Origin of the sequence: Enhygromyxa salina (assembly GCF_002994635.1) — a bacterium.
GTDB lineage: Bacteria > Myxococcota_A > Polyangia > Nannocystales > Nannocystaceae > Plesiocystis > Plesiocystis salina_B.
Window position 1 is genome coordinate 49,470 of sequence record NZ_PVNL01000041.1, and the last position, 20,608, is coordinate 70,077.

Annotated in this window: 12 protein-coding genes; 6 read left to right on the top strand and 6 right to left on the bottom strand. The window is 67.8% G+C overall.

Annotation, left to right across the window (positions count from 1 at the left end; genetic code table 11):
* Positions 1-2: 2 nt before the first annotated feature.
* Positions 3-1,991, bottom strand: a complete 1,989-nt coding sequence (gene speA / locus ENSA7_RS08770) for a biosynthetic arginine decarboxylase (protein WP_181233499.1) — start codon at positions 1,989-1,991, stop codon at positions 3-5.
* A 163-nt stretch (positions 1,992-2,154) separates the two neighbouring features.
* On the opposite strand from speA, the gene ENSA7_RS08775 reads away from it, so the two are divergent.
* Together ENSA7_RS08775 and ENSA7_RS08780 are read left to right on the top strand one after the other, a co-directional pair.
* Positions 2,155-3,684, top strand: a complete 1,530-nt coding sequence (locus ENSA7_RS08775; RefSeq protein WP_181233501.1) for an alpha/beta hydrolase family protein — start codon at positions 2,155-2,157, stop codon at positions 3,682-3,684.
* Between the two features lie 107 nt (positions 3,685-3,791).
* Complete coding sequence (locus ENSA7_RS08780) at positions 3,792-6,029, top strand: sulfatase-like hydrolase/transferase (protein ID WP_106088768.1); 2,238 nt, start codon at positions 3,792-3,794, stop codon at positions 6,027-6,029.
* Positions 6,030-6,114: 85 nt separating this feature from the next.
* Here ENSA7_RS08780 and ENSA7_RS08785 read toward each other — a convergent pair whose 3' ends face one another.
* The gene (locus tag ENSA7_RS08785) at positions 6,115-8,121 is read right to left on the bottom strand and encodes a heavy metal translocating P-type ATPase (RefSeq protein WP_181233503.1); all 2,007 of its coding nucleotides are present in this window, start codon (positions 8,119-8,121) and stop codon (positions 6,115-6,117) included.
* Between the two features lie 297 nt (positions 8,122-8,418).
* Between ENSA7_RS08785 and ENSA7_RS08790 the strand changes: the two genes are divergently transcribed.
* Both ENSA7_RS08790 and ENSA7_RS08795 read left to right on the top strand, forming a co-directional pair.
* Positions 8,419-9,678, top strand: a complete 1,260-nt coding sequence (locus ENSA7_RS08790) for an anaerobic sulfatase maturase (protein ID WP_244923757.1) — start codon at positions 8,419-8,421, stop codon at positions 9,676-9,678.
* 73 nt (positions 9,679-9,751) lie between these two features.
* A complete protein-coding gene (locus tag ENSA7_RS08795) occupies positions 9,752-11,089 on the top strand; it encodes a substrate-binding domain-containing protein (RefSeq protein WP_146157491.1) in 1,338 nt (445 codons plus the stop codon).
* A gap of 28 nt (positions 11,090-11,117) precedes the next feature.
* Here the strand turns inward: ENSA7_RS08795 and ENSA7_RS08800 are convergent, their stop codons facing one another.
* Entirely contained in the window at positions 11,118-13,256 is a 2,139-nt protein-coding gene (locus ENSA7_RS08800) for a P-type ATPase actuator domain-containing protein (RefSeq protein WP_181233505.1), read from the bottom strand.
* Between the two features lie 158 nt (positions 13,257-13,414).
* Between ENSA7_RS08800 and ENSA7_RS08805 the strand changes: the two genes are divergently transcribed.
* Complete coding sequence (locus ENSA7_RS08805) at positions 13,415-15,106, top strand: enoyl-CoA hydratase-related protein (RefSeq protein WP_106088773.1); 1,692 nt, start codon at positions 13,415-13,417, stop codon at positions 15,104-15,106.
* Here the strand turns inward: ENSA7_RS08805 and ENSA7_RS08810 are convergent.
* Genes ENSA7_RS08810 through ENSA7_RS08820 form a run of 3 tightly spaced genes read right to left on the bottom strand, consistent with a single transcriptional unit; the run spans position 15,094 to position 19,336 of the window.
* Entirely contained in the window at positions 15,094-15,900 is an 807-nt protein-coding gene (locus tag ENSA7_RS08810) for a sulfotransferase family 2 domain-containing protein (protein ID WP_106088774.1), read from the bottom strand. The genes ENSA7_RS08805 and ENSA7_RS08810 overlap by 13 nt on opposite strands.
* Before the next feature lie 8 nt (positions 15,901-15,908).
* Positions 15,909-17,585 carry a cyclic peptide export ABC transporter gene (locus ENSA7_RS08815; RefSeq protein ID WP_106088775.1) on the bottom strand — a complete coding sequence of 559 codons (1,677 nt, stop codon included), beginning with the start codon at positions 17,583-17,585 and terminating at the stop codon, positions 15,909-15,911.
* Positions 17,582-19,336: a cyclic peptide export ABC transporter gene (locus tag ENSA7_RS08820; RefSeq protein WP_106088776.1), complete on the bottom strand. Its 1,755-nt coding sequence runs from the start codon at positions 19,334-19,336 to the stop codon at positions 17,582-17,584. The genes ENSA7_RS08815 and ENSA7_RS08820 overlap by 4 nt, the downstream gene beginning before the upstream one ends.
* Here ENSA7_RS08820 and ENSA7_RS08825 point away from each other — a divergent pair.
* Positions 19,335-20,516, top strand: coding sequence for an SDR family oxidoreductase (locus tag ENSA7_RS08825; RefSeq protein WP_106088777.1), 1,182 nt, complete (start codon positions 19,335-19,337; stop codon positions 20,514-20,516). The genes ENSA7_RS08820 and ENSA7_RS08825 overlap by 2 nt on opposite strands.
* Positions 20,517-20,608: the final 92 nt, after the last annotated feature.

Genomic DNA, 20,608 nt, shown 5'->3' on the forward strand with positions numbered 1-20,608 from the left:
GGCTACGTCCGAACCAGGTAGGGATACTCCTGCAGCACCCCCATCGCCCAGGGCTGGCCCAGGGTCGTGTCTTTCCCGAGATGCCGATCCCGAATCAGCTGCGTAATCGAGTCCACATCATAGTCCATCTCGCCGAGGACATCCTGCACGGAGTACCCGGTCTTGACCTCCAGCCAGACGTGCTCGTCGTAGTCGATCCCCTGGCTCCCCATGATCACCCCCTCTTCATCCGCGCGCCGCACAATCACCTCATGGCAGCGCCCAAATAGATTGTGCACGTTGGCCAAGCTATCTTGATAGGCGCCAGTCATGAAGAACCCCAGAAAGTAGGGCTCTCCCCCGCGGGCGGGCGGCTCGTGCAGCGGCAGGGACTTCAGGTTGTCATCGGGGTGCGCGAAGGTCTTGATGCAGCCGTCGCTGTCGCAGGTGATGTCGACGATCTCCGCGTTCAGCCGCGGCACGTGCCCGTGGCCCGACAGCGGCGCGGCCGGAAACACCTGGTCGATGCTCCACGTGTCAGGCAGCGACTGGAAGATCGAGAAGTTGGCCAGGTACTTGACCTGCGCCCGGTTCAAGAAGTTGACGATCTCCTCCGGTGGGTGCTCGAGCTGCGGCATGATCCGCTCGCACTCCAGCCGGACCCGGTGGAACAAGCCCTCGGCGCTGGCGCGATCCTCGAGGCTCAGGTACCCGCGCGAGAACAGCTGCAGGGCCTCGTCACGAAAGTCGACGGCGTCGTGAAAGTACTCCTCGATGTTCTTGACGGTGATCCCGTTGAGGGTCTCGCGCAGCTCGGTGATCAGCCGGTCTTCGTGCTCGGAAGGGGCGGGGACCGGCAGCAGCTCACCTTGAACCTCGCGCAGATCCGCGATCGTGACCGCGTGCTTGGCCGTGAGCACGCGGCCGCTCTCGGTCACGATCGTCGGCGGCGGGAGCTCGAGCTCCGTCACGACCTCGCTGATCTCGAACACGACCTGACTGGCGTACTCCTCGACCGAGTAGTTGGCCGAGCTCGGGTACGAGGTGCGGCTGCCGTCGTAGTCGATGCCGACGCCGCCGCCGAGATCGATGTAGCGCAGCCCCGGGCAGCGCGGGCGCAGGGCCGACCAGATCCGCACGCCCTCGCGCACGGCCGTCTTGATCCGCTTGATCTGGGTGATCTGCGAGCCGATGTGAAAGTGCAGCAGCGCGAATTTCTCGATCTGCCCGGCCTCTTCGAGCTGGCGCACGACCTCGAGGATCTCGTTGGTGGTCAGCCCGAACTTGGCCAGCTCGCCACCCGAGCTCTGCCACCGACCGCTGCCGCGACTGTAGAGCTTGGCGCGGGTGCCGATCAGCGGCGTCGCCGTCCAGTCTTGCTCCTCGCCGACGTCGAGGAACCGCCGGACCTCACGCAGGCTCTCGAGCACGATCACGACCTCATGGCCGAGCTCCGCCGCGTGGTAGGCCAGGCGCATGAACTCACGATCTTTGTAGCCGTTGCAGATCAGCGGGGTCCCCGGCACGACCGGTTGGGCCATGGCCAGCAGCAGCTCGGGCTTGGACCCGGCCTCGAGCCCGTAGTTGCACTGCTCGCGCGCGCCGACCACGGTCTCGACCACGCTGCGGCGCTGGTTGACCTTGAGCGGGTACATGCCGACGTGCGCGCCCGTGAACTCGGCCTCGGCCGCGGCGCGAATGAACGCGTCGTGCAGCCGCTGCATCGACTCGACGATCATGCTCGGGAATCGGACCACCACGGGCGAGTGGATGCCCCGCTCGCGCAGCAGCAGCACCAGCTTGTGCAGATCGACCTCGGGCAGCCCAGGCGCACGAAACCCGAGGTGGCCCTCGCTGTTGACGGACAAGAACCCCTGCCCCCACTTGTCCGCGCCGTAGCGCTTGAGCGAGTTCTCCAGCGCCCACGACTTGAACGCTCGGGTGTTGGCTGGCGCTTCGTTGACCTTGGACGCGTCGGGGCTGCTCACGCGGGTGGGCTCAGGCTCGACCATGCCGGCGGGATACCACATTTGCGTGCTCGCACCGCAAGCCTGCCGCGGGTTGTTTCACGCCCGGGCCAGGCACGTGACCCGGTTGGGGACGACGCTGTGGACGGCGTTGGTGGGGGGCAGCGTACGTGTTGCGCGGCGTGCACGGCCTCGGTATCCACTACGGATGCGACGGCTGGTCCTGCGGTCCCTCCCTGTGTGCCTCCTGAGTTGTTCGGTGGTCGCCGCGTGCAAGCCCAAGACCCCCGACGAGACCAAGCCCGACGCCGTCGAGTCCGGCCAGCTCGGGCCCGGCAGCGAGCCGAGCGCGCAAGGCGACGGCGAGGGCGAGGCCACGCTGGGACAGTGGGTCGGACAGCTCTCGCTGCCCGGCGCCCAGACGCTCGAGTGGGCGGTGTGGATCCAGCCTGATCCCGACGGCGACGGACTCGCGCTCGCGCAGCTGTGGATCCCCGCGCAGATGGTCTCGGGCGTGTCGCTGGGCTCACCGGTGGTCAGTGAGGACGGCAGCATGAAGGTCCAGCTCGCGGCGGTCGGCGCGAGCTGGACGATCATTCCTGGGCCCGCGCCAACCTGCAGCTTCACGCAAAACGGCGCCGAGCTCCCGTGCACGATCACCTCGACCGACGCCAACGACTTCGCCGAGATCGCCAACCCCGCCCGACCGCAGACGCCGAAGCCGCCGTTTCCCTACGCGATCGAGCAGCTCGAGATCCCGAACCCGGAGGCACCGGGTGTGACCCTGGCCGCGACGCTGACGGTGCCCGAGGGCGAGGGCCCGCACCCGGTCGCGGTCCTGATCACGGGCTCGGGTCTGCAGGATCGAGACGAGACGATCGCCAACCACAAGCCGTTTTGGGTGATCGCCGACCACCTGTCGCGCAACGGGATCGCCGTGCTTCGCTACGATGATCGCGGCTTCGGTGAGTCGCGCGGCGACCCGACCAACGCCACGCTGGAAGACTTCGCGGGTGACACCTGGGCCGTCGCGTCGGCCGTCGCCGCGCGGCCGGAGATCGACGGCGAGCGAGTCGGCCTCGTCGGGCACAGCGAAGGTGGCGTGATCGCGCCGCTCGTCGCCGCCGAGCACCCCGAGCAGATCGACTTCATCGTCATGCTCGCGGGGACCGGCGTGACCGGGAGCGAGATCATCATTCGTCAGCAGCGGCTGATCATGGCCGCGTCCGGGGCCGATGAGGCCAGCGTTGCGCAGGCCGAGGCAGAGGCACGCAAGCTCCACGCGGCCGTGATCGAGAACACCCCCGAGGCTGCCCCCGCCGTGATCGAGCGGTTGCTTCGCGCCGCGATCGCCGAGCAAGCCGGCAAGGATCAACCGGCCCCCGAGCAGCTCGAGGCGGGGATTCAAGCGCAGATGAAGACCCTCAACAGCCCCTGGTTTCGGCACTTCTTGGCCTGGGATCCCGCGCCCGTGCTCGCCAAGCTGCGGCTGCCTGTGTTGGTCATGATCGGTGACATGGATCTGCAGGTCGACGTCGAGCAAAACCTGGCGCCGATCCAGGCGGCGCTAGTCGACAACCCGGCCGCGGAGTTTGTACTGCTGCCGGGGCTCAATCATCTGTTCCAGCCCGCGCGCACGGGGTTGCCAGATGAGTACGCGATGATCGAGATGACCATTGAGCCCGCCGTGCTCGAGGAGCTCGCGCGCTGGATTCGTGTGACGACCAAGTTGGACTGATCTCGACCCCCACCGTGCTGCCAAAATTCGATCGAGTGTTACGAAATTGTCTCTTGGAGAAAAATTCTGCAGCTGACTGAGCCCACAGTTGTACTTCTCCTCGTACGATGAGCAAACCCAACATTCTGATCATTCTCGCCGATGACCTCGGCGTCGATGTGTTTCGCGTCAACGCCAAAGCTCACAAGGTAGTGGCCCAGGTCAACGGCCCGACCAGCGTCGCCGGTCCTGTCGAGCTTCCCAACTTTGGTCGCCTGCTCGCCGCGGGTGTGCACTTCCAGCACACCTGGGCCCACCCGGTCTGCACGCCGACACGCGCGAGCCTGTGGACGGGCATGCAGGCCTGGAAGACCAGGCTCGGCTTTCCGAGCGGCGGCGACGACAACATCGTGTCGCCCGCCATCACCGGCCAGCCAATCCAGGCGCTCGCGCAGTCGCTGGTTGGCTACAAATGCGCGATGTTTGGCAAGTGGGATCTCGGCGCAGCGAAGACGCCGGTCGACTGGGGCTGGCACGAATTCGCGGGCACCTTCCGCGGCGGCGTCCGTCAGGACGGGGTGCTGCAGTACGGCTTTCCACGGCCGCCCACGCCGGTCACCTACGCGCGTCTGAAGAACCCCACGAATAGCAGCGCGCCCGAGAAGTGCGCCGCCGCCGTCGCGGCGCTCGAGGCCCAGTACGACGCTCAGTTCCTGACCAACAACCCGGATCTGCGCAACTACATCTGGGAGAAGGACAGGGTCGGCGCCGACGGCAAGACCCAGCCGCCGATCGGGCCCGGTGAGCGCGAGCACATCTACCTCACCGAGGATCAGGTCGGGGACGCCAAGCGGTGGATCCGCGCGCGTCCAAGCGGTGAGCCCTGGTGCGTCGCGCTCAACCTGATCGCCCCGCACGATCCATTCCACGTGCCGCCGAAGCACACCTTTAGCCCGACCACGATCAAGGACCCGAGCAACCCGACCACGCAGGAGATGCTCGTCGCGATGATCGAGGCGGTCGACTACTACCTCGGCGATCTGTTCAAGGCGATCGCAGGTCAGCTCGAGAACACCGTGGTCATCTTCGCCGGCGACAACGGCACGCAGGACTTTGATCCCGACCGCCAAAACGCCAGCGTCGACGAGCAGCTCGGCGACGACAAGAACACCTCGGCGGTCGGCGGTGTGCACGTGCCGATGATCATCGCCGACGGCGGTCTGATGCAGGGCAAGGCCGCCTGCTACATGAACCTGGCGCCGCGCTCGATCCCCGCGCCGGTCCACATCATCGACGTCTACAACACCGTGCTCGACATCGGTGGGGTCACGACGACGCCCTCGACGGACTCGATCAGCATCGCCCCGCACCTCAACGAGAACGTGCGCAAGCCTACGCGCACGCACAACTTCAGCCAGATGTACCTCCGGCCTGCGCCGGGGCAGCCGACGCCGGGAATTGCCGCCTCGGTCGCCGATAGTGCCTACCAATACAAGCTCACGTGCGAGGTCTTGCTCGACCCCAACACGTCCGAGACAGTGGATCGCGCCGGCAAGCCAACGTCGAACCTGGTGTTCGACTACAAGTTCTCGTTCCTCGCGCCTGATCCGGAGATCTCCGGCTCCTACCGCGACCAGCTGCTCGGCGGGCTCACGCCGAACGCTGACGGGACCTTTACTGTCAACGATCTCGCCTACGAGGACAAGATCCTCGAGCTCTACTCGGTGCTCGCCCGCGAGCGGCCCTACGACGATCCAGACAGCAGCTTCCCGGTCATCAAGAAGTCATCGTTCGTGTTTCCCTCGAACTTGCTCAATACGCCGGTGTTGATCGAGAACCTCGCGACCAAGCGCTATCTGTTCTCTGACGGGCCAAACATCACGAGGAGTCGCGGGGCCGAAGGCGGCTGGAGTGCGTCGTCGGGGTTCGCCAGCCCCAAAGTCGTCGGGGCCGACGCGAACTACTACAATCGCGCGCTGTGGATCATTCGTCGGCAGGGCCAGCAGTTCCTGATCGAGAGCCTCGAGACCAAGCGCTACCTGTTCTCCCCCGGGGCCATGCTCTCGCGGCAGCGTGGGGGCGAAGCTGGCTGGAAGGCGTCGTCGGGGTTCGAGAGCCCTGCGGTCCTCGGGACCGACGCGAACTACTACAATCGCGCGCTCTGGGTGATTCAGCCGCAGGGCGCCGCGTTCCTGCTCGCCAACGCGAAGACCAAGCGCTACGCGTTCTCTGACGGGCCGGCGATGACGGGGTCTCGCGGCGCCGAGGGCGGCTGGAAGGCGTCGTCGGGGTTCGAGAGCCCGACGGTCGTCGGCGCCGATGCAAACTACTACAACCGCGCGTTGTGGTCGATCAAGCGGGCCTGAGCGGCTCGTTCGCGCTTCGCAAGCGCGCCCAGTTCCGGCATTTCCGACAGTTCGGACGGCCGACACGGGCGCGCCAAACCCACGGTCACGAACGGGGAGGTGTCGGGTCGTCGAGCGCGGTCGATGGCGCCCACCTCATCGAGCGCAGCGCGACACCCATCGTGATCGACTGAGAGACGAGGTACACGCCAAACATGGCGACAGGCCCCAGCCCGGCCACCAGCACGCCGCCGACGCCGGCGAAGCTGGGGATCACCGTTGCCCGATAGATCCGCCTGGTCGCGGTCTGGCTGCGCTCGCCGAGCTCGAGCGCGGCTGTGATCCCGCTCAGGCGGCCATCACTCAGCACGATCTGGGCGCTGTCGAGGGCGATCGCCGACGCACCCGTCAGCGAGATCGAGACCTCGCAGTGGCGCATGGCGAGGGCGTCGTTGATGCCGTCACCGACAAAGCAGACCCGGCGTCCCTCGCTGCGAAGCGCGAGGATCAGGTCACGCTTGTCCTCGGGCAGCATCTGGGCGTGCCAGCGATCGATGCCTAGCGCGCTGGCCAGCGCGCGTGTCGGGGCCTCGTCATCGCCACTGAGGATGAGCGTGTCGAGACCACGTGCCTGGAGCGCAGACACGGCGGCCTCGGCTTCCGGGCGCAGCTGCGGCTCGAGCTCGATCAGGCCGGCGTACTCGCCATCGATCGCCAGGCAGACCGTGGTATGGCCAAGTGCACCCGCGGCGGCCTGACGCTCGACGATCTCTGGCGAGATCGAGATTCCGGCCCGCTCGAGCAGCTTCCTGCTGCCGAGCAAGACCTGGGCGCCCTCGACCTCGATCCGCAGGCCCAGCCCCGTCTCGTAGGTCGGCACGCCGACCTCGAGCGTCGATGGGCACAGGCCTTCGGCGCGCGCGGCCGCCAAGATCGCGAGCGCGATGGGATGGTTTTGGCGTCGCTCGGCGCCCGCGGCGAAGCGCAACAACTCCGCGCGATCGCGACCTTCGGCTGGGTACAGCCACGCGACGGTCATCGTGCCGAGCGTCAGCGTCCCGGTCTTGTCGAACACGACCGTGTCGATGTCGGCGAGCAAGTCGAGTGACCGACCATCGCGGATCATGATGCCGTGGCGCGCCCCAGCTCGCATCAGGCCGACCGCGGAGATTGGCGCGGACAACCACAGCGAGTCGACGCAGTTCGCCCATATACCCGCGGCGGCTCCGTTGATCCCACCCACGACCAAACCGACGATCCCCGCGCCCGTGGTCGGCAACGCCGTCGAGTCGGCGAGCTGCTCGCTACGAATCTCGACACGCTGCTCGTGGGACTCGGTTCGGACGATCAGATCGGCCAGGCGCGCGGCCATGGTCTCTGCGCCCGTCCGCTGGGCTTCCATGACGCCGCGGCCCGAGAGGACCAATGTCATGCCGAGCACCGAGTCGCCGGGGGCCTTCTCGACGAGCATCGACTCGCCGGTGAGCATGTGCTCGTCGACGGCGAGGCTGCCGGACACGAGCACCCCGTCACACGGCAGGGTCTGGCCTGCGCTGATGACGATGTGATCCGCAACCTCGAGCTGCGCGAGTTCGATCTCGACCTCGACGCCGTCTCGGATCACCCAGACCCGCTCAGCCCAGTCGTCGAGCGCCTCCCCAAGATCGTCGCGGGTCCGTCGACGCGTGGCCAGCAACCCACGCCGGCCCGCCTGGTAGATGGTGAGCCCGAGCACACATAACACCATGTGGCCAGCGGCCAACGCAGTGACCAGGCCACAAAACTCGAGGACCGCGAACGACAGCTTTCGCTTGGCGCGGGCGTCTGCCCACGCATGACCGGCGAAGCGCTCCAGCGGCACGAGCAGACATGGAAGGGCGAGCATGCCGATCGGCGCCTTGACGATTACGCCGGCCGCCGCTGCGGCGAGGCCACTGCCGGTGAACCCGAGGCCAACGTCGAGCTCGCGAATCTCGGCTTCGAGGGGCGTCGCAGCTTCCCCGGCTTGTGGATCGCTCGCCGGATCGCGCGGCTGCTCGACAACTGCCGTGAGGTCGCTGTACAAACCACGGCCTACGGCAGTGAGCGCGCCGATGACCAGGATCAGGCTCATCGTCCGCCCCAACCCGGCTCGGCACCTCGGGTCCAGCGCCGAGGCGCACACTCCAGCGACATCGCCTGCGTATAACATCGACATTCGAGTGGTCCAAGGTCTACGGGCGATCGGCGTTCACAATCGACGGGAAACCACCTTCGAGCGGATTTGTTGGATCCGAACAGGGGGTCCGACGCACTGCTCGTCTGACGAACGGCTCGACATGTGCGAGAGCGCACCTCTCGCATTTTCACCGCTTTTAATACCACTTTTCGCATCACTTTTTACACTGCTGACACATCGATCTTCGACATCATGGCTCCACCTCCTGACTGGAACGGCGGCTCCCTGCCGCTCAAACCAAGCGCCGCCCAGATGCAGGCCATCTTCAAACCGATGACCGACCCGCGCGAGCCTGCGCGCGCGCCCTTTCACCTGATCGCCAAGCCGACCGGAGCGATCTGCAACATCAAGTGCGAGTACTGCTTTTATCTCGACAAGGAAGCGCTCTACGATCACCCCAAGCGCAGTGACTTTCGCATGCGCGACGAGGTCCTCGAGCGCTACGTGAGCGAGTACATCGGTGCCCAGCCGGGCGGGGCCGAGGTCAACTTCTCTTGGCAGGGCGGCGAGCCGACCCTGCTCGGGGTCGAGTTCTTTCGCAAGGCCGTCGCGTACCAACGCCGCTACGCCGCCGCCGGCCAAGTGATCACCAACTCGCTGCAGACCAACGGCATCTTGCTCGACGACGAGTGGTGTGTGTTCCTGCGCGAGGCCGAGTTCCTCGTCGGGATCTCGATCGACGGGGCCGAGGCGCTGCACGATCGCTATCGCCTCGATCTTCACGGCCGCGGAACCTTCGCCCGGGTGATCGCGGGGCTCGAGGCGCTGCAGCGCAACCGCGTCGAGTACAACGTGCTGACCGTCGTTCAGCGCGACAACGGGGATCACGGGGCCGCGATCTACCGATTCTTGCGAGACAAAGGCGCGCGCTTCATTCAGCTGATCCCGATCGTCGAGCCCGAGCCCGAGGGCGTGTCGAGCCGGACCGTGGGCGGCGAGCAGTGGGGCCGGTTCCTCAACGCGGTCTGGGACGAGTGGCTCGCGCACGACGTCGGGACCGTGTTTGTCGGCCACTTCGACATGATGCTGGGGCTCACGCTCGGCGCGGGCTCGACGGCGTGTGTGCACGCCAAGACCTGCGGTCGCGCCCTCGCGATCGAGCACAACGGCGACGTCTACAGCTGCGATCACTTCGTCACGCCCGAGCACCGGGTCGGCAACGTGACCGAGATCCACCTCGACGTGATCGTCGACGGCCCGGCGCAGACCAAATTCGGCGCCGACAAGTACGACACGCTCCCGCAGTACTGCCTCGACTGCGAGTATCTGAGCTCCTGCTACGGCGGCTGTCCAGCGCACCGAGTCGCGCGCACGCCCGCTGGCGAGCCGAACCTCAACCACCTGTGCGCGGGCTACAAGCTGTTCTACGCCCACACCCAGCCCACACTCACGGCGATGGCCAAGGCCCTGCGCGCCGGGCAGCTCGCCCGCGACTACGCAAATTTTCTTTGATCACTTTTCACGCGCGCCGCACCCAGAACACCGCGCTTGCCGGTGACACCGGCCTGCGGCATCGTTGCGGCTCATGGGTCGCGCGCGCCAGATCGAGAGACGGGCCACCTTGAAGGGCGTGCTTCAGCTCGTGCTGATCGTGACAGTGTTCTGCTTCGCGATGGCCGCGCTCTACCAGCGGATGAGGTTCCCGAGCCGCGAGCCAACCCGCACGTGGATCGACCACCTGGATCTCGCCGAGCCCGCGTTCACGGCCCGCTGTGGCCCTGGCGACGAGAGCCCGCTGCTGACGGTGGTCACCTCACCCGAGAAGGTCGACTGGGTTCAACACGGCGCCGACACGTTCATGGACACGTGTCGCAACATGAGGATCCGGGTGGTCCCGCGCACCGACTTTCAGGCCATCGCCGAGATCGAAGCCGGCAGCCTGACGCCGAGCCTGTGGCTGCCGAGCGACGAGCTGTTCGCCGACTACCTCGAAGACCGCTGGATCCTCGAAGATCGCCCCCCGCTGACCCGCGGCCCGTCGCTGCTGCGCATGCCGGTCGTCCTCTTGATGTGGTCGGATCGTGCGGACGCGCTCGAGGTCCTGTGGCCCGACGCCGAGGCCTCGCCAGAGTTTGTCGCCGAGCTCGGCTGCCCTGGCGTCGCGCGCGGGCCAGCGACCTCGAGCGAGACCCCCGCGCCACGCTCCTGGCAAGACTGGTTCGACGACGAGACCGCCCACTCCCGCCGCGCCACCGCGGACACCATCGCCAGCTGGAGCACGATCGACGTCCGGTACACGACGCCCACCCGCAGCTCGATGGGCGCGCTGGTCCTCATCGCGATGGTCGAGGGCTACCTGAGCGCCAACAACATCAGCCCCACCGACGAGGACGAGCTCGCCCACGTGCTCGAGCTGCAGGGCGACGCGCTCGAGGACTGGCTGCGCCGCTGTGACGCACATGGGCCGCGCGAGTTCGACGGGCCCCCGCGGACCCTGGCCCAGCGCATGTTTCAGCGTGGACCCACCGGGCTCGACGGCGTCCTGATCTACGAACACCTCGCGCTCGAGATCCTCGCGCAAGACCAGCCGAGCATGCAGATCATCTACCCGCAGGGGCTCACCGTCGCCGATCATCCGTCGGTTACCTTCGCGGGCGAGAACGCTCGCAGCGCGCAGCTGTTCGCCCAGAGCCTGGCCGCCGAGACCATGCAACACCAGGCCGTCAGCCATAACTTACGGCCGAGCAACCCCAAGATCGTGTTGCGCGACGCGGCGGTCCCGGGCGCTCAAAATCTGTTCTTGCGCCTACGTGAGCATGGCGTGCGACTCGAGCTCGCCGGGTCCGAGCCCGGGCCCACGCTCCAGCGAGACCCGTTGCGCGAGCTGCTCGAGATCTGGTCCGACGCGACCGGCCGCAACTGAGCCCACGCCCGGCGCCCGCTCACGCGGCTCACGGTCCAGCGGGCAACGCCTGAGGCAGCTGTGAGCCCCGCGAGGCGGACACCTGCGGGGCGAGCACGGACAGGGCCGAGACGCCCAAAGACAGCGCGTACAGGCCCACGAGCGTCGAGAGGCCAGCGCCGACGAAGATCAGACCCGCGCCAGCGACGAGGCTCTCGAGCACCGCGCGGTCGACGAGCTGCCGCTGCCGGTCGGCGTAGTTCACGGCGAGCCCGAGCAGATGGACGAGGGCCTCGATCACCGAGCCGTCGAGCGCGATCTGGGCGACCTCGCGCGCCTTGGCCGACGCGCGGGCAGGGCAGATCGCAACCTCGGCCTGGCGCAGCGCGAGCACGTCGCTGAGTCCACCGCCGACGTAGCCGACCCGATGCCCGGCGGCTTGCAAGGCCAGCACGAGCGCGAGCTTGTCGGCCGCGCTCGCGCTCGCGCTCACGCAGCGCAGGCCGAGCTCGACCGCGAGCCGCTCGGCCTGCGCTGGTGAATCGCCGCTGACCAGGACCAACTCCAGCGAGCGCGCGCGCGGGTGCTCGCGCGCTCGCAGATGCTCGAGCGTCGCGACCAGCGGCTCGCGCGAGCGCGAGCCGACCTCGATGACCCCGCAGCAGCGCCCGTCGACGGCCAACACCAGCGCTCGGTGTCCACGCGTGCTCGCCCCCGCAACGTCGCAGGTGACGGCCTCGGGGATCGGCACGCCAGCGCGCGCGAGCATCCCTTCGCTCCCGAGCAGCGCCGACTGCCCCGCCCACTGACCCGCGAGTGTCACCCCTAGACCGAGGCCGCGAGCGTCACCGCGACGCTGGACCTCGGCCGTCGGCGCGCCCAGACGCTCGAGCGCACGTGCGAGCGCGCGCGCGAGCGGGTCTTCGCCCACGTCTTCGCCCCCACCTGCGCCCCCACCTGCGCTTCCGCCCTCGAGCGCGGCTGCGATACCCAGAACATCCGGCGCCCGCCATGATCCGTGCGCGTGGATCTGCATGACCTCCAGCTGCGACCGCGCGAGGATCGTGTCCGTGTCGAGCACGACGACGTCGACATCGGCGAGGCGCTCGAGCGCGCGCGCATCCTCGACGACGATCCCGTCGCGGGCAGCCGCGGCCAAGGTGCGGTTGCTGTGCGCGGGGGAGGTCCAGTACGCGACCTCGACCAGATTTGTGTGACACCCGATCAGCGCGCCGATCGGACCGGCGCTCAGCAGGCCAAAGCCCGCGATCGCGAGCGTCGGCCGGACCGAGCGCTGTGCGTCGCGCTCGACCTGCAGCGCGGTGCTGTCCGCGGACGAGGGCGCGAGCTCGGCGTTCACAGCCACGAGCCGGGCGGCGAGGGTCTGCTCCCCGCTGCGTGCGACCTCGACGATCGCGGCGCCGCGCACCACCCACGCGCCAGCCAGGAGCTCGTCCCCCACGCTGCGCTCGCGCGCGTGGGTGGCCGCCGTGAGCAGGCGCGCGTCGACCCGGACCGCGCCCGAGACGACGTGGCCATCGACGGGCACGCGCTCGTCAGCCTTGACGATCACACGGTCACCCGGGCGCAGGTCGTTGACGTGAACGAGGATCTCCGCGCGCTCGTCGACCAGCCACGCGTGGTCCTCGAGCTCGATCAGCGGGTGTTCAGATCGCCCCCGAGCGCGAGCGCGCGCCGACGCCAGGCTCCGCTGCGCGCCGGCGTAGATCATCCAGTCGAGCGCCGCGAGACCTGGGTAGCCGAGCGCGAGCGCGCCGATGCCCTGCAAGCACACGAGGCCGCGATAGTCGAGGCGCCGCTCCTGCTCGAAATTCCGCCACGCCCGGCGGACGATCGGCAGCCCCGCGGTGAGGGCGAGCCCCCAGCTCGTCCAGCGAGCCACCGACAGACCGAGCGACCCCACGCCAGCCAGGGCCAGCGCGCCAACGGACAGGACCAGGGCCCGGCCAGCCTCGGCCGGGTCCTCGTTCGGGTTCTCGCTCGGTCCAGGCCCCGACGATCCGGGGATCACGACGACCGACGCCGCCCCGTCGTCGAGCTGAGCGGCCGGGTCTGGCTCTAACTCGAACTCTGGCTCTGGCTCTGGCTCTTCATCGGCGATGAAGCGGACCAGCTCGCGGCTCGTGAACAAGGCCGCGCCGGCCCACAGGAGATTGAGCAAGAGCATGTCCGGGACTGAAAGAAGGTGAGGTCGACCACTCGAAGCGCGGCGTCGACAAGGTAACATGTCCGCGGTCAAACCTCGCGCGTCCTGATCACGACACTCAACCAAAATATGTGGATCAGGATCGCGAACAATTACCACTGTATCCGCACGAACTCGCCATGGGCGCCAACGGAACTGTACACTTTGAGCGGCGTGAGAGCGTCGCGCTCCTGACAACGGACAACGCTCCGGTCAACCTGTTGTCTGCCGGGGTCCGCGAGGGCTTCGCTGCCGCCCTCGCGCGCGCGCAGGCCGACGAGGCGATCCGGATCATCGTGATCACGGGCGCGGGCCAGGCTTTCATCGCGGGCGCCGACATCTCCGAGTTCGGGGTGACGTCGGCCGCCCCGAGCCTCGACGAGCTGTTTGGCTTGATCGAGGCGTGCACCAAGCCCATCGTCGCGGCGATCAACGGTGTCGCGCTCGGTGGCGGGATGGAGGTCGCGCTGTGCTGCGACTACCGGGTTGCGGCCCCGCAGGCGCGGCTCGGGCTCCCGGAGGTCAAGCTCGGCCTGCTCCCGGGCGGCGGCGGGACCCAGCGGCTGCCACGGGTGATCGGCCCGGTCCCGGCGCTCGAGCTGATCCTCTCCGGTGAGCTGATCTCGGCCGACGAGGCCGCGCGCCTCGGCCTCGTCGACACGATCATCGACGGCGAACCCGGCGAGCTCGTCACGGGCGCGATCGCCCACGCCAACTCGCTGGTGGCCACGCGGGCCCCGTCTCGCAAGATCCGCGACGACAACTCGCGGATCGCCGCTGCCCGGGGCAACCAGCAGCTGTTTGTCGAAGCCTATCAGCGGGCCACACGGCGCATGCCCAACCGCTTCGCGCTGGAGATGATCGTCCAGTGCGTCGAGGCGGCGGTCAACGAAGCAGACTTCGAGGCTGGCCTGGAGGTCGAGCGCAGCTGCTTTCGCCAGTGTGTCCAGCACCCCCAGCACGCCGCGCTCAAGCACCTGTTCTTCGCCGAGCGAAGCTGCGGCAAGGTCCCCGGGCTCGACCGTTCCGTCGCCGCGCGCTCGCTCGCCCGCGCGCTCGTGTTCGCAAGCCCCAAGACCGAGGCCCTCGCGGCCAAGCTCGACAAAGCCCGGGTCGAGGTGGTCACGGTCGAGGGCCCAAGCCACGCCATCGAGGCATCGACACTCGACGGGATCGACCTGCTGGTCGCGGCCGATCCCGAGCCCCTCGCGCTGCTCGCCAACCAGCTCCCGCCCGAAACCACGCTCGCGCTGATCCTCGCGGAGGGTGCGACGCTCGACGCGAGCGCGGCCAAGACCGGCCGCCCCGGTCGAGCCGTCGGCCTGACGCTCGCGCCCTCCGGTCGGCTGCTCGAGGTCGCGCGCGCCGAAGCGACCGAGGCCGACGCGCTACAGTCGATCATGCAGCTCGGGAAGCGGCTGCGCACGATCGCGGTGAGCTGCCGACCCGGTCCGGCGTCGGCGTCGGCGTCGGCGTCGATCGGCGCGCGGATCCACGCCGCCGCGCGCCGCGAGCTCGACACGCTGCTCGCCGTTGGTGTCCCAGCCGCACGCTTGCGCCGCTGTCTCGCCAGCGTCGGTCTGGCTGTCGAGCTCGAGGACGCGCCAGCACCTGGCACGCCAGACGAGACCGCGTCCAAGCTCAGCGACGGCGAGCTGCTCGAGCGCTGCCTCGAGGCTTGGTCCCGCGAAGCCCGGCGCGTCGTCGACGAAGGGCTCGCACATCGACCCAGCGACATCGACGTGATCTGCGTGCACGGCTATGGGTTCCCCGAGCTGCTCGGCGGGCCGCTGCACTGGTCGTCGACGCGGCCCGCCGCTCAAAATTCATAGCTGAAGGCGGCCAGGTCGGGGGCGAAGCGCTCGCTCACCCGCGCGCGGGTCTGGGCGTCGTAGGCCTCACGATAGCGACGCCCGCGGCTCGACGCGTTGACGTGGGGCAGCGCGCCGGGAAACTCGAGCTTGGTCGCGAGCGCCGCGAAGTCTTCGCCGAGCTGCTCGAAGCGCAGCACGTGATCGACAGCGAGCTCACCGTCGATCTGGAGGTACTCGAGCTGATTGACAAAGAACCGCTCGAGCAATCCGCCGGGGTGATTGCGCGGGAGCTCGACAAACTCGGTGAAGCTCGCGGCGTTGCGCCGCACCTCACGGATGACCCGCTCGCCGATCGCCTCGCAGCGCAGCTCGAGCTCCTCGGCTGGGTCGATACCGAGGGCCCGCCCGAGTCCGTGGGCGAGGCCGGTGTAGGCACCCAGCAGCCGCCCGCGTCGACCCGCTCGCAGCCGCGCGAGCCCACGCTCGTACACCGAGAGCCCGCGAGATCCGTGGGCGACACGAATACCCGCGTCCTCGACGTTCCCGCCGTCCGCGAGGAAGTGGTACCAGGACAGCAGCCGCTCGAACGGGTTTCGAACCACGCAGAACTTGGTGTAGCCGGCAAACACCGCGGGGTCGATCGCGTCTGCGATGTCGGCCACGAAGCAGTGCTTGGTCCGCTGCTTGGCGGGATCGATCGGCACGGCCACGACGAGCTCGGGGTCGTGGGCCTCGAACACCCGATGGACCGAGTTGCCCCCGGTTCGCTGGAGATGCACGAAGATCGCGCGGTAGCGGTGCGAGACGAACATGGCAGCGCTCAAGCGGTTGGATCGAGCTCACGCAGCGCACCGTAGTCGAGCTTCACGACCCGGTCGGCGCAGTGAAAGTAGCGATCATCGTGACTGACGACGATGACCGTCTTGCCGCGGCGGCGCAGCGACGGGAGCATGTGCTCGTAGAAGTGCGCGCGGAACCCCGGATCTTGGTCGGCGGCCCACTCGTCGAGCAAGATGATCGGACGATCCTCGAGCATGCTGACCACCATGGCGAGGCGCTTGCGCTGGCCGCTGGACAGCCGTCGGTTGCTGAACTGGCCGTGCGCGAAGGCGGTCTTGTGGGCGATGCCGAGCTCGCCGAGCAGCTCGTTGACGGCCTCGGGTTCGGCCTCGAGCAGCCCGTAGGCGCGCGTGAACAAGTGGACGTCGGTGAAGATGACCGAGATCAACTCGCGGTACGCAGCGACGTTGCGACGATCGACGGGCACACCTCCGATCCACACCGTGCCCGCGCTCGGCGAGTACAGGCCGGTCAGGAGCTTGAGCAGCGTCGACTTGCCGGCGCCGTTGCCCCCGACGATGAACAGCAGCTCGCCGGGCTCGACACGCAGCTCGAGGGGACCCAGGCGAAAGCCTGGCTCCCCGCCGCGATCGGGGTAGGCGAACTCGAGCGCGCGCAGCTCGAGCGTGCCCGACTCACCGTGCCAGGCCTCGGCTTCAGCTTCAGCCGTGGCCTCGGCTTCGGGCTCGGCCCCGACTCGCCAGGGCTCGAGGTCGTCGTCGTCGAAGCGCCGGTCCCCCTCGAGCTTGGCCTCGAGCTGCGCGAGCGTGTTCAGAGCTTCGTTCGCGCTGATGTAGATCGTGTAACCCATCACGGCGCTCTGCAGGCTGCTCCAGGCGAACAGCAACACGATCAGCAGCTCGGGCACCACCCCAGCCTCGAGCGTGATCAGCTGCGGGATGACGAACACCAGCGCCGCGAGCAGGGCGAACTGAACGACGGTGAGGAACAGCGTGCTGTCCACGACCACGAAGTTGGTCTCGATCGAGATGTCGCGGACCTCCGTCGAGATTCGGTTGAACTTCCGACCGAGGTCGCGCCCGCGGGCGCGCCGGAGCTTGATCTCCTTGGCCCCGTCGATCATGTCGAGCAGCCGGTTGAAGAAGCGCACCCGCGCCGCGTACAGCTCGGTGAGCAGCGCGATCACACGCTGCTGCTGCTGGCCATACACGTAGAGCCCGCTGACGAGCACGGGGAGCAAGATCAAGAAGGCCAGCGGCGACAGCAAGGCCATGTAGCCGAGCGCGAGCACGAACATGATCAGCGCCTGCAAGATCGGGCCGAGCTGACTGCCCGCGAGGGTGATCACCGTGAGGTTCTGGCTGACACGATCGAGGATCTCGGCGCGCCCGACCCGCTCGAAGTGGGCCAGATCCGCGGCCTCGACCTTGGCGGCGATCCGGACCTTGAGCTGGTGCAGCGCTGCCTCGGCCGCCTCGATCAGCTGGTGCGAGGTCCAGCGCGCGGCGACCAGCGCGACCGTGACCGCGAGCAAGAACAGCAGCACGTGGGTGATGGTCAGGACGCTCGCGGCCTTGGTGACGCTGGTGATGCTGCTGAGCGCGTAGGTGCTGGCGAGGCCCGAGAGCGACGCGGCCGCGAGCAGTTGCCCGCGTTTGCTCGAGGAGCTGGGCGTGACGAGCTCGAGGAAATTCACCGCGCGTCCTCCTGGATCCCGGCGCTCGAGCGGACCGTGCCGTACTCCATGGTGATCACCCGGTCGGCGCGATCGAAGTAGCGATCGTCGTGGCTGACGACGATGATGAGCTTGCCCGCCGCGCGCAGCTGCACGATCAGCTCGTCGTAGAAGTAGCGCCGGAAGCTGGGGTCCTGATCCGCGGGCCACTCGTCGAACACGCAGATCGGGCGATCTTCGAGGAGCGCGACGACCATGGCGAGGCGCTTGCGTTGACCCGTCGAGAGATCGAGCCTGGAAAATTGGCCTGCTGTGCAGCTGGTGATCCCGTCGAGCTCCATCTGCGTGATCAGCTCGGCGACGCGCTCGTCGCTGACCTCGCCGAGCCCGTAGAGCGCGTCGAACAGGTGGAAGTCCGAGAAGATCGCGCAGATCCGCTCGCGGTAGGCGACTCGTTTGTCGTCGTCGACAGCGACGCCGTCGAGCTCGATGGTCCCGCCGCTGGCGGGGTACAGCCCAATCAGTGTCTTGAGCAGCGTGGACTTGCCGCTGCCGTTGCCACCGACGATGAACACGACCTCGCCCGCCGCGAAGCTCAGATCGACGGGCCCGACGTGAAAGCCCGGCTCGCCTTGCCGGGCTGGGTAGGTGTACTCGAGCCCGCGAGCGACGAGCGAGCGCGGCGAGCCGCCCCGATCAGACCCCTGATCAGACCCCTGATCAGACCCCTGATCAGACCAAGGATCCACGGGCTCGAGGTCCGCGAGTCCGTCGCGGCCGGCCTGCTCGAGCCGCTGCTCGAGCGCCGCGATCTCGGCCAGGCACACGTTGGCGCGGACGTAGGGCAACATCGCGAGGGAGATCACAAACACGGGCGCACGCAGGAACATGGCCGCGGCGATCAACGCCGCGAGCGTGCCGCGATCGAGCGCCACGTATTGCTGCAACGCGAAGGCTACGGCGGCCAGCAGCGCAAACGCGATGCCGTTGCTGAGCACCATGTTGTCGGCCATGAGCTTCGACGAGCGCACCCCGGCGTGGCGCAGCGCGCTCGAGTCGGCGACGATGTCGGCGTGCAGCTCGCGGGTCGCCAGGCGGTTGAACTTGAGCTGCTTGAAGCCCGCGAGCAGGTCGCTGAGCCGCTCGAAGAAGCGCATGCGCAGGCGCCCGGTCGTGCGGATCGCAACCACGAACTCGCGCCGCATCGTCATGAACAGCCCCGTCGAGATCCCGATCAGCAGCAGCAGCAGCGCGAGCGCGGGCGTGCTCATGTAGCCGATGTAGATCGACAAGAAGATCAGCGTGGTGATCGACTGGACCATCGCCGCGAGCATCGAGATACGCTCGGAGATGAACGAGGTGTTCTCGGTGATGCGGTCGCAGATCTCCGCGGCCCGGACCTGCTCGAGGCGATCGAGCTCGACGCGGATCACCCGCTTTGCGACCCGCAGCTTGATCCGGTTGAGCGCGCTCTCCATCAGCACGGCCAGGCGGCGCTCGACGTGGCGCGAACACAGGCAGTAGGCCGCGACAACCAAGCCGAGCAGCCCGAGGTCGAGCAGCTCGACCGGACCTGTCGAGCCGGCCGCCGAATTGATGATCGCCAGACTGAGCGCGCTGGCCAGCGCCGCGGCGTTGGCCACGACGAGCAAGCGCTGCAGCTCACTGCCCGCTTCGGCGCGGAGGATCTCGAGGAGGGTCATGACTGGGGCGGCGCTCGCCCGGATGATATAGAAGTTCTGTCGCCGACTCGCGAAGTTGCCCGCCGACATGATCAACTGGAACCGAGAGCTCGAGCTCGACTCGACCCTTCGCTTCGACGCTCCGCTCGCGGACGTGGACCCTGCACCCGTAATCTTCCTCACTGGCTCGACGGGCTTCCTCGGTGCGAACCTGCTCACCGAAATTCTCCGCACGAGCGCGGCTCAGGTCGTGTGTCTGGTCCGAGCGTCGAGCGACGCCGCCGGGCGTGAACGGCTAGAAAAGCAGCTCGCCGATCTCGCTCTGCCTCCGCTCGATACCCGGGTCGAAGTCATCACTGGCAACCTCACAGAGCCCGATCTCGGGCTGAGCGCGGCGACTTATGCCGAGCTCGCGGATCGCGTTGGCGCCATCTATCACATTGGTGCCGCGATCAACTTCTTGAGCCCCTACGCGGCCCTGCGTGCAGCCAACGTTGGCGGGACCCAAGCGGTGCTCCGGCTGGCGACGACCACCCGAATGAAGCCCGTCCACCATGTCTCGTCGCTGGCCGTGTTTTTTGGCCAACCCCGCGAACAGATCAGCGAAGATGACATACCCACCGTCGACGGCCTGCGGACCGGCTACGCGCAGTCCAAGTGGGTCGCCGAGCAGCACGTGCTGGCCGCGCGAGCGCGGGGGCTTCCGGCAGCGATCTACCGCACGGGGCGGATCAGCGCCGACAGCCGGACAGGCGCGACCTCCAGCTGGCAGGACTTGATCAATCGCATGATCCAGGCCTGTGTCGCGCTCGGGAGCTACCCCGATCTCGACATCATGGTCGGGCTCACACCGGTCGACTTCGTGTGTTCGGCCATCACCGCAATCTCCCGATCACGCGCCTCCTGGGACCGTAATTTTCACCTTATTAACCCGCGACCGATCCCCTGGCACGCGCTGATCTCTGGCGTGGCGCAGCGGGGACACCCGATGACGCCAGTCGGATATCAGGACTGGCTCGGTGCGCTAAAACGCGCCGCCAGTCAGGGCCAGGGGCGCAACGCTTCGCTGGGGCGCCTGTGGATGGCGCTTGCGTCCGGGCGGCCGCTACTTCGGGCCACCCCGCGCCACACAACGCCGAATTCCGGCCCGCTGCTGGCTTCAGCCGGGCTCGTGTGCCCACCGGTCGACGACGGGTATATCGCCATCAGTGTCGATTTCATGACCGCTGCCGGCCAGCTCCCGCCGGCGATCAGCTTGTTGCATTCATGACAGAAATTGCAGGCGCCATTCCAGTCAGGTTCACCGCGGGCAGCGAGCCTGTTTTCAGTGCGTTTCAGGCGGGTTTGAAGCTATTATTCTAC